The sequence below is a fragment of the Pleurocapsa sp. FMAR1 genome, from assembly GCF_963665995.1.
In the GTDB taxonomy this organism is placed as follows: domain Bacteria; phylum Cyanobacteriota; class Cyanobacteriia; order Cyanobacteriales; family Xenococcaceae; genus Waterburya.
This window is the reverse complement of sequence record NZ_OY762512.1, coordinates 898,810-912,865: the sequence shown is the minus strand read 5'-3', so window position 1 is coordinate 912,865 and position 14,056 is coordinate 898,810. Positions and strand designations below refer to the sequence as shown.

Sequence of the window (14,056 nt, the reverse complement as noted above, 5' to 3'; positions counted from 1 at the left end):
TAATATCCTATTAAGATGAAGCTGGAAATTCGACAGAAATTGTGTCTTTGCTCAATAAGTTAGTTTTCCAATATGCTAAAGTGCCGATGACGAAAGATAATCCTGCATAAAAGTAATATAGCCAATGCAGGGGAATTACTCTCAAAGCAAACCAAAAACCACGTTTTTGATAAAAAAACAGGTATGTATCCCAGTTCAGAATCAAAAGCAACATAATTAATATCAGACTGGGAATAATTGCAGCAGCATAGAAAATACTAGCCAATAAACAAAGAAGCAAACTATAGGTGGCAATTGCGCTAATACGACTATTGGTTTGCAGGTTTAAATCATTAATCCGATTTGATTTGTTGCTAAGAAGCAATATTGTCCAGGGAATACCCCGATCGAATATATCTGTTTTAATCAAGCCAAATAGCTTCCAGGCTTTGTGATGCTTTACCTGTAATTCCTTAGCCAAATGAATTTTTGCATCAGTTTGTTTTAGTCGATAACCTAGATCGATATCTTCGATGCAAGGACGAGAATAACGTTCAATATCAAAGCCACCCAATTGTAAAAAGAGTTCGCGCTTAATTACACCAAAACCAGACCAAAACGTCGAAGCATCTTCGCTACCTTGCTGATGGACGTAATGGTGCATCAAATTTTTATATTGAGCTATAAAATTAGTTGCTGCGGGTGCATCATCATAAGAGCCAAATAACGCATCTATCTGTGGTTGTGACTGGAGTTTTTGAGCCAAATCGGCGATCGCATTTTCACAGACTTCACAGTCGGCATCAATAAAGCATAAATACTTTCCTTTTGCTACCTCTGCTCCCTGGTTTCTGGCTGCACCAGGACCTTCTCTGCCACTTGTTTGTAACACTTTTGCGCCGAATTTATGAGCGATCGCTGCTGATTCATCTGTAGAGCCATCATCTACTACTATTAGCTCATAGTCAGTAAATTGCGTTCTAGACATGGCTAATAAGCAGTAAATAAAAGGATAGCCGCCGTTGTATACAGGAGTAATAATCGAAATTAAAGGAGATTTGTTCATAGTATTTTAATTTGATTTTAAGTAATTTAATTTTTTAAATAATTTGAGCTAGTTTCTAATATTATTACTCAAAAAATATCCAAGCTGTAGTAATAGCTGCAAATATAAAAATTAATGCCCAAACTCCAAATAATACGGGCATAAATTTGTTTAGGGAAGAATCATTTTTTAAATCATTTTGATACAGAAACGGTAAAAAATCCCAGCGTAGTTTATTTTTTAAAGCAGTTTTATCTGCACTGTCTTTAATTTTTGGTAGATGGAGACTGTTTTTATCAGCACGATCTATTTTTGCAAAAATATTATCAAATCGTTGGACTATATAAAATCGAGAACCAACACCTAACGTATGTTGAGTTGCCTCTAAGCTAAAGTCTAGACTAATAGAGGCAAATTGAATTAAGATAGCTACCACAATTATAATCCTCGCAATCGAGCGTAAAGCCAACTGACTTGAATTTATGTTTATATTCTTTGCTTGTTTCATAGCACCTCTAACCAGTAAAGGAATAAGAGGAACAAGCAGCAAATGAACTAAGGTTATATGATATCTAGCTCCCCAAACTCCGTCTGTTATCCAATTGGAAGTCCAAGAGTAAATATATGTATGTAATATAAAACTGATTATTACAGTTGTAACATACCATTTGATGTATTGAGATAAAAATTTCTGGCAGATGAAAAATAGAATTAAGCATGGCAGCACCAGCGGATCGTAAAGAAAAATGCTCTTTTCTGGAGAAAATAAAGGTGCTAACAATGCCTCTGGTTGAACCTTTGTCAACAACTTCAAAAAGGAAAAGCCTTTATTTGCTCCCTCGACTATAGCATTGGGATCGCCCAAGCTACTGGCTTTTGAGTATATTTGTAGATGTAACGAAGTGCTGGTTGCTGTCCAATCTCCATAACGGACATAGGTTAAAATTCTTTCTAATAAAATAAACGGAACAAAACCAGTCATCCACAAAGTCAAAGCTTTAAAAGCTCTAGAAAATGATGACTTCAACTTACGTTTACTAAAGACGCATCCTATTAAAAATATCAGAACGCTGACTGCGTATAAAATACTAGTAATTCTGATGAGAAAAGCAACTCCTAAGCTTGCTCCGCTCAATATCGCCAGGGATTTCTTATCTTTGAGAACATAAGCTAAAGCAGCTTGATAACTAATTAAGACAAACAGCAGTATTTGGTTATTTTGTTGATGAAAACTAGAGTAGAATAAGACGCTAGTTCCTAGAAGCCAGACAATACTAGATAGTCCAGCAATTCTTTCTGAATAACCAACAAGCTGTAAAAATTTAAAGCAAGTTAGTACAGCTAGCAAATTTATTGGTAAGAAAATTAAGAAGCTGACAACTGCTTCCCTAAAATATTGACGTTCTTTTTCGTTGTCAATATTTTGACCCAGTTTCTCTCCCAGCCAATCCCCTGGAAGCATTAGCATTGACTGCCCCAAATCATAGGGAACATAGTTTTTCCCATTAATGTTAATCACTACCTTGTTTCCTGAAAAACTTTCTTCAGTTCTGGTCCACCAAGCGTGAGACATATTTAATCTGCGCTCAGTATCAAGATTAGTTATGCTACCAGGATTAACGAACATTAACCACAGTAATGCTATTACGGTTACTCTGTGCGCCGTCTTCATATTTGCTTAGATCTGCAAATCTTTATTCATAAAATGCGATCGCATCTTCAACTTTAGTTTTAGTTAAAATAACACTAACTTAAAAGCTTAAACTGCATCTAAGATATTTTATTTCACGCCAACTTTATTTTGTACAGGCTAAAGCAGCTTTTCATGTAAAAGTTATATGAAGTTTGCACAGCGTATCTTACGTAATATTTTTTGGGAATTTATAATTACCGTTAAGAGTAAAAATGCTTGGTTACATGGTAATATTGCTCACAACATCATCATGGCAACACTAAAAACATTTATAAAATACCTATATCGTATAGCAAGTTTGAACAAAAATACTAATGCTCAACTGCAATAAATATTTGTTCAAATTGCCAATCATCATCTTTGCCTTGAAAGTTTTCTTGCCAAATCAATGATTGCCTTCAAGACAGGTTAAACGTATACAGAAACGAGCCAAAATTATTTACAGGCAAATTATTATGAATATGAATCAAATCCCGACAGTTGTTATTGGTGGTGGTCCTGCTGGTCTAACTGCTGCTTATGAACTAAGTAAGCACGGTAAAAAATCAGTTGTGTTTGAAAAAGCAGATCGAGTTGGTGGTATTTCGCGCACCGAAACTTATAAAGGCTACCGTTTTGACATTGGTGGACATCGGTTTTTTACTAAAGTTGGAGAAGTAGAACAGCTTTGGCAAGAAGTGATGGGAAAGGAATTTATTAAAGTTCCTCGGATGTCAAGAATCTATTATAAAAATAAATTTTTTAGCTATCCGTTAGAACCTTATAATGCCTTATCTAATTTAGGTCTAATCAATAGTACCCTAATTATGTGGAGCTATTTTAAAGCCAAAGTAAGTCCCAACCCTGTAGAGGAAAACTTTGAGCAGTGGGTTTCTAATCGCTTTGGTAAGCGTTTATTTGAAACTTTTTTTAAAACTTATACAGAAAAGGTCTGGGGTATACCCTGTACAGAAATTAGAGCAGATTGGGCAGCACAGCGCATTAAAGGATTATCTCTTAAAACAGCTATTACTAACGCTCTTTTTGGCAGTAATGATACTAAGACTTTAATCAAAGAATTTAACTATCCCGTATATGGTCCTGGGCAAATGTGGGAACGTTTTCAACAAAAGCTAGATAGCAAAGGTTCACCCGTACATCTCAATACTGAGGTTGTTGAAATAGAACGGGATGGTTACCGAGTCAATAGCGTCACCATAAAACAGGACGGTAAAACTAGCAAAGTTGCAGGAGAGAACTTTGTATCTAGTATGCCTGTATCTTTGTTGCTAAAAAAAATGAATCCAGCACCCCCAGAAGCAATTTTGAAAGCTGCTAGCAGCCTTAAGTATCGCGATTTCCTGATTGTTTCTTTGGTAGTAGACAAGGCTGAACTATTTCCTGATAACTGGATTTATATTCATAGTCCTGAATTTAAGGTAGGCAGAATTCAAAACTTCAAAAACTGGAGTAAAGCAATGGTGCCTGATCAGAGTAAAACCTGTTTGGGAATGGAATACTTCTGTAACGAAGGCGATCGCATTTGGCAAATGTCTAACGAGCAATTAGTCGAATTAGCTAGTCGTGAAGTTAAAGCTTTAGGGCTAGTAGATCCAGAAGTTAACATTGAAGACGGTACGGTCATTCGCCAGTTTAAAGCTTATCCCGTTTATGATGACGAGTATCGTCAAAACGTGGAAATAATTCAGGAATACATCCAGAAATTTGAGAACTTACAAACGGTAGGTCGAAATGGTATGCACCGTTATAACAATAGCGACCACTCTATGTTGACTGGTTTGTTGGCAGCGAAAAACATTCTGGGTGAAAAACACGATCTCTGGAATGTAAACGTTGAGCGTTCCTATCACGAAGATTTCACCGATAGCAAAAAAGCTTACTCCAATCTAAAAAACCAAGCTTATGCTGTCTCTAATTAACCCTCTGGTTATCAATTAGCTTCGTTTAAATATTGGTTCATAGCTTTAAGCTCGCTTGCTCTAAGCTTTAAAAAATTAATCGACTCAGATTACAATATGAATAATCCTTTAGTTACGATAGTTGTCGTTCCTCGTGAACGCTTTAGCTATACTCGTGAATCATTAGAAAGTATTTATCAAAATACCGAATTACCTTTCAAGCTTATTTACGTAGACGGTAATTCTCCCCAAGCAATTAAAGTATATCTGGAAGCTCAAGCCCAACAAAAAGAGTTTGAGCTTATTAGAACTAATTATTACCTGTATCCCAATCAGGCGCGCAATTTGGGCTTGGCTAAAGTTGATACCAAATATGTGGTTTTTGCCGACAACGATATAGTAGTGCAGCCAGGCTGGCTTAAAACGCTAGTAGACTGCGCCGAAACGACTGATGCAGTAGTTGTTGGTCCGTTGATGTGTCAATACGAACCAATCCATGAAGAAATTCATTGTGCAGGTGGCGAGTCTCGCATTGTAGTTGATGCCAAGGGCAGAAGACGGATGCGCGAAAAAATGTATAAGCAGGGTCATGCAACGGGAAAAATGCGATCGCAAATGCAGCGTTGCGAAACCGAACTGTGTGAATTTCACTGTATGCTTGTCCGCACCAGCATCTTTGAGGAATTGGGCTATTTTGATGAACAAATGCTTAATACCAAAGAACATATTGATTTTTGCCTTGGCGTAATGCAAGCAGGTTACAAAGTTTATTTTGAGCCAGATAGCCTAGTAACCTATGTTGCCGCAGTTCCTTTGCAGTGGAGCGACTTACATTATTATATGCTGCGCTGGAGCAATGACTGGGAAACCAAAAGCCTGATTCGGATGCGCCAAAAATGGGATTTGGCAGAGGACAGCTACTTTAAGCAAAAGCACAAAGCATTAGGTTGGCGACGCAGAGATACGATCTTGTCTCCTATAGTTAATAAACTAACTTTGGGTATAAATAATCGTTTCTTTAAAAAACTAGTGATGTTTGGTTTATTAGCACCCGTTGAAAAAACCCTAAATCACTATCTGACATCCCGCCACGAACAGGCACATCAGCAGAGACAAAAAAGTTCTCCTACCAAACAAGCTGATACTAGAGAACTAGTTCATCGTTGATCTATGAAAATTCTGATGATTCACGATATCGGCACGGCAACGGGAGGAGCAGAATTACAAATGCTTTCGTTGCGCCAAGGATTGCGGGATTTGGGTCACGATGTCAGATTATTTTCTAGCTTGGCGACACCAGTAAAGGACAGCAAATTATTAGCTGACTATAGCTGTTTTGGTACTAACACTTTATTGCAAGTATTGTCCCAGACTATTAACCCCAGTGCATATTTAAAGCTGCGTCAAATTCTACGGAAATTTAAACCCGATGTCGTCCACGTCAGAATGTTTATGTGGCAGATGTCGCCAGCAATTTTGCCCTTACTTAAAAATATCCCCTGCATATATCAAACGGCAGTCTATAAAGCAATCTGCCCCGCAGGAACTAAAGTCTTACCCGACGGTAGTGATTGCCACAGTAAACCTGGAACAGTTTGTTTAAGCAATGGCTGTCTTACTCCTCAGTCTTGGGCGATGCTGATGGTGCAGCATAAGCTATGGGAGTATTGGCGAGATGCCTTTGATGTGGTGGTTGCTTTAAGTCAAGGAATGAAAATAAAATTAGAAGAGGCGGGAATTAGACCCGTTGAAGTAGTTTATAACGGTGTGCCAATTAGAGAAGAGCAACTGCCTTTAAGTCAGATACCTACCGTAGTGTATGCAGGACGTTTAGTGTCAGAAAAAGGTGTAGATATTCTACTACGAGCCTTTGCTAAAGTCTTAGTTCAAGTACCTCAGTCTCAGCTTATGATTGCTGGTGATGGTGCAGCCAAAGACAGCTTACAGGATTTAAGCAAAGATTTAGGCATTGCCGATGCTGTAACTTGGTTAGGCTATTTACCGCAGTCAGAAATGGAAAAGCATTTTGCAGGTGCTTGGGTGCAGGCAGTTCCTTCTCAGTGGGCAGAACCATTTGGAAATGTTACCACTGAAGCGATGATGCGCGGAACGACGGTAATTGCCTCGGCTGTAGGGGCGCAACCAGAAATTGTCGTCGATGGCGAAACGGGATTTTTGATTTCATCTCCTGGAGATGTTGACTCTTGGACAGCAAATTTAACTCGGTTATTGTCTGACTGTCAGTTAGCAGCCAAAATGGGCAATATGGGACGCGATCGCGCTCTTGCTAAATTCAGCGAAAATAACCGTAATCAAAGCTTCCTGGAGATTTATAATCGCCTCCAAGAGAAATATGCAATTGGCGATCTATCCCTTAATAGATCCATTAGTTGAAAATAGATTTCCATCTCGCCAATGATAAATGTTTAATGATAAATGAAAAAAATGACCATATTACAAGCAGGAGTTCCTAAAAGCGGTAATTATTGGCTTTACTCCATTATCAAAAATATTCTTGCTTCAGCAGGAGAAGAACACCACAGCTATATTCAACAGCACCCAATTCAAGAGCAAGCTAAGAATTGGCAATTAAGCTTTGCAGGTCAAAGTTCAATGGATTTTTTATCTATAGAAGAGCGTTGTTACTGTCGCCTTAGTGGAGTTTTTCGCGAAGAAATTACCGATATAGATAGCTATATTAAGCAATCTAGTCAAGTCTGGACTCATTCAAATTTAAATCCCCTAGCAAAGTCTATATTACCCAAATTTAATAAAATTATTTATATTATTCGCGATCCTCGCGACGTAGCGATTTCTTATTCTAAATTTGCCTTTACCGAACATAAACTTAAAAACGGTTCGCCCCATTACGAACAAAACCCCGAAACCTATTTAGAAAACAGGATTGAAGAGATGACGCGCCAATGGGTGCAGCACGTAGGCGTTTATTTAAAATATCAGACAGAATTAAATATTTATCCTATTTTTTATGAGCGATTACTACATTCATTTGACAGTGAGTTAGAAGGATTACTGGCTTATTTAGAAATAGAATTATCCCCAGATGCGATCGCTCAAATTAAACATAATGTTGCCTTTAAAACCATGAAGCAGCAAAGCCCAAAGCACCTACGAAAAGGTAGTTCGGGTCAATGGCAAACGAAACTAAGCGATCGCCAGAAACAAAAAGTAGAACAAGTTGCAGCACCAATGCTGGATTTGCTGGGATATCCTCCTACACAGCAGGATTTACCTAACTTATCTAAAGATATAGATCGAGCAGCATGGGAAAGTGCGATCGCTTTTTCTCATCGTTCACCTTTAGATCAGGTTCAACGTTTTTACGGCTTTTTAAATAGTCAAAGAACTATCTCGGCGAAAGCAAATCTAGCAAAAGACTGGTCGTTAGGCAAAATTAAACGCTTGGTAAAAGCATAGAGGAGATAAACTGATCATGACCCAGAAATCCTCCCAGCAGCACTTTAATACTGACGATCTATCTGCCAATTTAAAGCAGAAGTCAATCCGCTCAGGTATGATTACCTTTGCCTCTCAGCCTCTAAAGTTAGTTCTGGGTATTGGCTCGACCGCTGTTTTGGCTCGTTTACTTACTCCAGGAGACTTTGGACTATTGGCTATGGCTACCCCCGTGTTTTTACTGGTAGACAGCTTAAGCAGCTTTGGTTTAGAAACGGCGGTAGTGCAAAAAGATTTTTTAGATCAGCAACAAGCTAGTGCCGTATTCTGGCGATCGCTAAAAATTAATACTTTACTGATTGGGATAACGGTCTTGTTTGCTCCCCTTGTTGCCATGTTTTACCATGATGCAAGGCTAACAGGAATAGTTTTGGGTCTGGCTGTAGGTGCATTTAGTGTCTGCCTGGCTTTTCAGCATAATTCCTTGTTAAAGCGACAGATGCGCTTTGGAACTTTAACCATCATTGAACTGGTTGCTCTATTGTTGAGTACGATAGCTGCGATCGCTGCTGCTCTAGTCGGCTGGGGTTACTGGGCATTAGTATTGCAATTATCAGTAATGCAGGTGACTCAAAGCATTGCTCAATGGTGGATTTGTGACTGGCGACCCAGCAAATATATTAAAGATGATAACTCAAACACCGAATTAGATTCAATGTTGAGCTATGGCAAGCATTTAACTGGCTTTCGCTTTCTTACTCGCATTGGAATGCACCTAGACCGCGTTTTGATTGGTTATGTCAGCAATGCTAACGCTTTAGGTTTATACTATATAGCTTATAAATGGGCATATTTTCCCTTTGAACAAGTCTACTTTCCCATGTTTGACGTTGCTGTATCTAGCCTCAGTCGCGTCCAGCATGACCCTGATTTGTATCGATCTTACTCTCGCCACGGGCTAATGCCGATTTTTGCTTTTTGTTTACCCGCCTTGGCTTATTGTTTTGTAGAAGCGCGCAACGTGATTTTGCTATTGGTGGGAGAGCAATGGCTAGAAGCTGTGCCTCTATTTAAATTGCTAGCTATTTCAGTATACGTTGTCAGTATGTACCGCGTCACCAAATGGCTCTATGTCTCTGCTGGTCAAACTCAAAGACAGTTTCGTTGGGCATTGATTCACACTCCAGTAATGATTGTTGCGGTAGTCATTGGGGCAAAATGGGGTGCTTATGGTGTAGCGATGGGATATATGATTGGAACTTGTTTGTTGACTTATCCTGCGGTTAACTATTGTCTTAAGTTTTCTCCTCTTGGCTGGAGTGATTTTATGGGTGCAATTTGGCGACCTTTTGTAGCTTCGATTATTGCAGCAGCTTGTCTCTATTTTAGTAGAGGTTTGATAACGAGCGATCGCCTATTCTTAGAATTTTTAGGCAGATCTATTACCTATGGCTTAATTTATATAGCCTTTTGGTTATTGTTACCAGGAGGTTGGCGATCAACATTAGAGATCGTCAAAGGTATTAAAAATATAAAAGGGATAAAAGGGGGAGTAGTTAAGCCACCTAATTAGCTTATTGTTTGACGTATAAAAAACGTGCTGCAACTTCCAAGAAATCTTGACTTCTTAGACTTTGGCGTAGGGCATTAGCATTATTAATTCCCAGCATATCTGGAAAATTTTGCCCTGAATTATGTATACAGGCAAACATTACAAAATCATAATTGGAGATATAAATTTTAGGTAATTCAAAACAGCATAATTGATAATCCTAAATATAATCTGAGCTTAAAAAATTAAAGATATGAACATTATGAAAGCTGACAATGTTTCTAAGTTCGGATTTAAAAATGTTAAGCGAAGCAATTTCAATCTTTTTTTATTGTTGACCTTTTTTATTGTTGCCGCGTTTGGTCTAATTCATCATGAAATGTGGCGAGATGAATTAGAGGCTTGGTTGATCGCCAGAGATAGCATATCTGTTAATGATTTGTTGGATAATCTAAAATATACAGGTCATCCTGCTTTGTGGTATCTATGCTTGTATTTGCTATCAAAAGTTACCGACAATCCTCTAATCATACAGTTGTTCCATTTGATTGTTGCTACGGTCGTAATATTCATTTTTATCTATTACTCTACATTTAATAAACTACAAAAAGCTTTGTTTTGCTTTGGATATTTTCCTTTATATGAATATGGAATAATTAGTAGAAGTTACAGTCTTGGCGTACTGTTTATTTTTAGCTTTTGTACCTTATTTTGTCGTAAAAAACATAACTATATATACTTAGCTGTTATTTTAGCTCTATTATCTAACACTAGTGTATACGGTTTGATTATCAGCTTTGTTTTTGCAGTCGTGCTTATTTTTACGATAGTAAAGAAAATATCTCTCAAAAAAACTCTTTTGCAACAACGAGATTTAGCAAGTAAATTAGCTATTAGCATAACTATTTACTTATTAGGTTTATCAGCATCTGTTATTCAAATAATCCCTCCTTCAGATGGCAATAGTGAAGTCAACATAAATGTATTGAGAAATAAAAGTAATATTGACATAGCTCAAGCTTCTGGTGAACTATCAAAATTTATCAAATCTCTACAAAATGCTGTTACAGGCATCTGGCGTAGTTATGTTCCTATTCCTAATTTTTCCAAGGATCACTGTTGGGGGTCTAATATTCTTACAGGTAACACTCAGTTACCAGAAATAGCCAATATAAATTTAGGCTCTTTTATAGCTGCATTTTTATCAATAATATTATTCTCAATTTTCGCCTTTATCTTTATTTATAACTATAAAGTATTGTTCATCTATGTTTTTGGCACCTTGTCAATTACGCTTTTTGGTTTGGTAGTTACGACACCACGAATAAGACATAATGGGCATTTGTTTATTTTGCTAATCGCTTGTTTTTGGATACATATTTACGAATCAAGGAGAAAGCGCTACAACCTGAATCAAAATCATGTTACTAGTTTAATTCATAAATACCAAAGCTTATTTTTAACTATCATATTGTGTATACAACTTTATGCTGGGATTGGAATGTATGCCGTAGATTCAATCAGATTGTTCTCAAATAGCCAAAATGCTGCTCAATTTATCAAAGATAATCAATTAGAAAAATTAACTATTGTCGGCAGCGACTATAAAAAAGTGGCTCCTATTTCTGCTTGGCTAAATCGCAAAATATATTATCCAGAAATTAGAGATTTTGGAACATTTACTGTTTGGACATCAAAAAACGTAAGACTCAATACAGATATAACTCAGCTAGATATTCTTAGACAGGTTGAACAGTTAAAGGTCGATAATTCTGATAGTTTGCTTTTGATACTCGATCATAGATTGCGTGAAACATCCACATCCTTAGATATTAACTTTCTTGTATCTTATGAAGATTCTATAGTTGCAGAAGAAAAATACTTTATTTACTATGTTAATTAATTTTTGCTTTGTACAGCTTAGTTGTTTATGTTCTGAGAAATCAACAGCATTTTAGGCAAAAGAATAGATACTTCAATCGCTTTATTTCTTTGATTTTATTTATAACAATATTATCTTTTACTCCTTTCCTACCTTTGATAATTAGCGACAGCTAATTATAATTGTTATGATTGGCTGTATCTCAGTTATGGGTCTTTTTTTATTGCTAATTAGCTATTGTTACAATAGGTAATTAGCTCGATACCATCAATAGTTGTAAATACTTAGAGCTTACTTTATTTAATATCAAGAATATAATGAATCAGCCTTTTTTTTCGATTATTATTCCGACTTACAATCGTCCAGAAAGACTAGCAAGCTGTTTACAGGCGATCGCTCTTTTAGACTATCCTCGCGATCGTTTTGAAGTGATTGTAGTCGATGACGGCAGCAAAACACCTTTAGATTCAATAGTTGCACCTTTACAGAACAAAATAAATATTAAGTTGCTACGTCAAGAAAATGCTGGTCCTGCTGCTGCCAGAAATAAGGGCGCAGAGGTGGCAACAGGAGAGTTTTTAGCTTTTACTGATGATGATTGTCAGCCAACCCCTGATTGGCTAACTCAGTTTGCGACTGGGTTCAATAACAATCGAGGAGCCATGATTGGCGGTAAGACAATTAACGCCCTAGATAAAAATCCTTTTTCTGCTGCATCTCAAAAGCTGATTGACTATCTCTATGAGTATTACAATCCAGCTAAAGGTAAGGACGCTTTTTTTGCCTCTAACAATATTGCCATGCCTGCTGCCAATTTCAAAGCTTTAAATGGTTTTGATGTATCTTTCCCTCTAGCTGCTGCGGAAGATCGAGACTTTTGCGATCGCTGGAATTTAAGTTATCCCATGCTTTATGTTTCCCAGGCACAGGTAAATCACTATCATAAGCTTAGTTTAACGACCTTCTGGAAGCAGCATTTTGGCTATGGCAGAGGAGCTTTTTGTTTTCATCAATTGCGTTCTAAACGGGTAGCAAAAGATATAGAAGTCGAACCATTATCCTTTTATTTTAATTTGCTTTCCTATCCTTTTTCTCAAGCTTCTCGGCAACCAAAATTACTTATCTCTGGTTTATTTTTTATTTCTCAGGTAGCCAATGTTGCTGGCTTTTTCTGGGAAAGATTTAATTTTAATTCAACTCGTACCGTTTAGTTTTTTTTAAGCAAAATAATAAAATCAAAAATATGGAATTAACTAAAAACAACAAAATAATAAATTTACTGGTAATCGTAGCAATAGTTATTACAATTATTGGCTTTCTGGTCGATCTACGAAATACTCTTATATATCCAGGTACAGATTTAAGAAATAGGATTGTAGGCGCAAGATTAATGCTGGAAGGAATAGATCCTTATTTTTTTAAATGGCATCCAGGATTATCAGCAAGATTTTACGATCCGTTAGATATTTCAACAGAATTATTGTCCAAAGTTAGTGTTCCACCTACTGTCTTAGCTTTGCATTCAGCGATTGCGGGACTATCTTATCTACAGCAAAAAGTAATTTGGCTAATAGTTCAATGGGCAGCATTATTAGGCACTGTACTAATCTTTCTAAAAACTAGCAATTCTCAGTCGGAAAATAATTTAATACTTGTTGTTAGTTTTTTTTTGCCAACAGCTTGTTTTGGCGTTTTCACGTTAACTCAGGTCAAATATATATCGTTTATGTTTTTCTGCTATCAATAGCCTGGTTTTTTCTAAATCAACCATCAAAATTTAATAATATTCTTAGTGGTTTCTTTGTAGGCATAACGGTTAGCCTAAGACCCTCTTTTATCCTATTCTTTATTCCTTTTCTAATTTGCCAGAGATATTCTTTTCTTTTAGGAGGATTTCTTGGTTTAGTATTTAGCGTATCTTTGTCTTTTACGGTGGCTAGTGTTTTTATTTGGAAAAAATACGTCCTGACTATGTTAGGAATGACTGGCGTTATAGATTTAAATACATATTTGCCCCCCTCAGAAAGAACTCTTCCTAGTCCAGATATTGTCTATCCAAAAATGATTGAAGGATTCGATACAACCGTTAGAAACCCTTTAGAATACTATCTTGACAATACTTCTTTATATGATGTTTTAAATGCTTTAGACATACCTAACAAGCGAGATATTTTGTTAATTGGATTTGTGATTACTCTAGTATTTTTCTCTCTATATGTTTTAAAGTTTTCCTGGAAAAACAAGAATATGGCTCATCTATTTTTATTGGGAACTTTGATCTGTTTAATCGGCGACTTTTTTATTCCAGTCGGTAGATATTCTTATTATGATATCCAAATGATTTTGCCTCTATTAATTATAATTAGCCAAATAGATGCTAAAGATCTAATTAGTAATAAGATAATTATTCTTTTTCTGTCTGGAATACTATTGAGTATAGCTGGCTTTATTATTTTACCTAGAGCCTTATTTTTCAGCGTATTTTTGATAATGTTATATATTATAATTACATCTCTTATTATTCTCAAACAACGTAATAAAAGCGAAAATACTTCTTTACGAATTTAAAATTTTAGATGTTTTATTATAA

12 protein-coding genes are annotated in these 14,056 nt (G+C 36.5%); 9 read left to right on the top strand and 3 right to left on the bottom strand.

What is annotated here, in order from left to right; all coding sequences use genetic code 11:
* Positions 1–10: 10 nt before the first annotated feature.
* Positions 11–1,045, bottom strand: coding sequence for a glycosyltransferase family 2 protein (locus SLP02_RS04480; RefSeq protein WP_319419452.1), 1,035 nt, complete (start codon positions 1,043–1,045; stop codon positions 11–13).
* Between the two features lie 64 nt (positions 1,046–1,109).
* Positions 1,110–2,696 carry a glycosyltransferase family 39 protein gene (locus SLP02_RS04475; RefSeq protein WP_319419451.1) on the bottom strand — a complete coding sequence of 529 codons (1,587 nt, stop codon included), beginning with the start codon at positions 2,694–2,696 and terminating at the stop codon, positions 1,110–1,112.
* A gap of 482 nt (positions 2,697–3,178) precedes the next feature.
* On the opposite strand from SLP02_RS04475, the gene SLP02_RS04470 reads away from it, so the two are divergent.
* The 5 genes from SLP02_RS04470 (at position 3,179) to SLP02_RS04450 (ending at position 9,605) form a co-directional block, all read left to right on the top strand.
* Positions 3,179–4,636 (top strand): NAD(P)/FAD-dependent oxidoreductase, encoded by a 1,458-nt coding sequence (locus SLP02_RS04470; RefSeq protein ID WP_413467328.1) that lies wholly within the window; start codon positions 3,179–3,181, stop codon positions 4,634–4,636.
* Positions 4,637–4,732: 96 nt separating this feature from the next.
* Complete coding sequence (locus SLP02_RS04465) at positions 4,733–5,782, top strand: glycosyltransferase family 2 protein (RefSeq protein WP_319419449.1); 1,050 nt, start codon at positions 4,733–4,735, stop codon at positions 5,780–5,782.
* Positions 5,783–5,785: 3 nt separating this feature from the next.
* Positions 5,786–7,009, top strand: coding sequence for a glycosyltransferase family 4 protein (locus SLP02_RS04460; RefSeq protein WP_319419448.1), 1,224 nt, complete (start codon positions 5,786–5,788; stop codon positions 7,007–7,009).
* Positions 7,010–7,060: 51 nt separating this feature from the next.
* The gene (locus tag SLP02_RS04455) at positions 7,061–8,053 is read left to right on the top strand and encodes a sulfotransferase domain-containing protein (RefSeq protein WP_319419447.1); all 993 of its coding nucleotides are present in this window, start codon (positions 7,061–7,063) and stop codon (positions 8,051–8,053) included.
* A gap of 16 nt (positions 8,054–8,069) precedes the next feature.
* On the top strand, positions 8,070–9,605 hold the full coding sequence (locus SLP02_RS04450; protein ID WP_319419446.1) for a lipopolysaccharide biosynthesis protein: 1,536 nt from the start codon (positions 8,070–8,072) through the stop codon (positions 9,603–9,605).
* A 1-nt stretch (position 9,606) separates the two neighbouring features.
* Here the strand turns inward: SLP02_RS04450 and SLP02_RS04445 are convergent, their stop codons facing one another.
* A complete protein-coding gene (locus tag SLP02_RS04445) occupies positions 9,607–9,744 on the bottom strand; it encodes a hypothetical protein (protein WP_319419445.1) in 138 nt (45 codons plus the stop codon).
* Positions 9,745–9,846: 102 nt separating this feature from the next.
* On the opposite strand from SLP02_RS04445, the gene SLP02_RS04440 reads away from it, so the two are divergent.
* The 4 genes from SLP02_RS04440 (at position 9,847) to SLP02_RS04425 (ending at position 14,034) form a co-directional block, all read left to right on the top strand.
* Positions 9,847–11,487 carry a hypothetical protein gene (locus SLP02_RS04440; protein ID WP_319419444.1) on the top strand — a complete coding sequence of 547 codons (1,641 nt, stop codon included), beginning with the start codon at positions 9,847–9,849 and terminating at the stop codon, positions 11,485–11,487.
* 296 nt (positions 11,488–11,783) lie between these two features.
* Positions 11,784–12,677 (top strand): glycosyltransferase, encoded by an 894-nt coding sequence (locus tag SLP02_RS04435; protein WP_319419443.1) that lies wholly within the window; start codon positions 11,784–11,786, stop codon positions 12,675–12,677.
* Between the two features lie 32 nt (positions 12,678–12,709).
* A complete protein-coding gene (locus SLP02_RS04430) occupies positions 12,710–13,213 on the top strand; it encodes a hypothetical protein (RefSeq protein WP_319419442.1) in 504 nt (167 codons plus the stop codon).
* 233 nt (positions 13,214–13,446) lie between these two features.
* Complete coding sequence (locus tag SLP02_RS04425) at positions 13,447–14,034, top strand: hypothetical protein (protein ID WP_319419441.1); 588 nt, start codon at positions 13,447–13,449, stop codon at positions 14,032–14,034.
* The last annotated feature ends 22 nt before the right edge of the window (positions 14,035–14,056 follow it).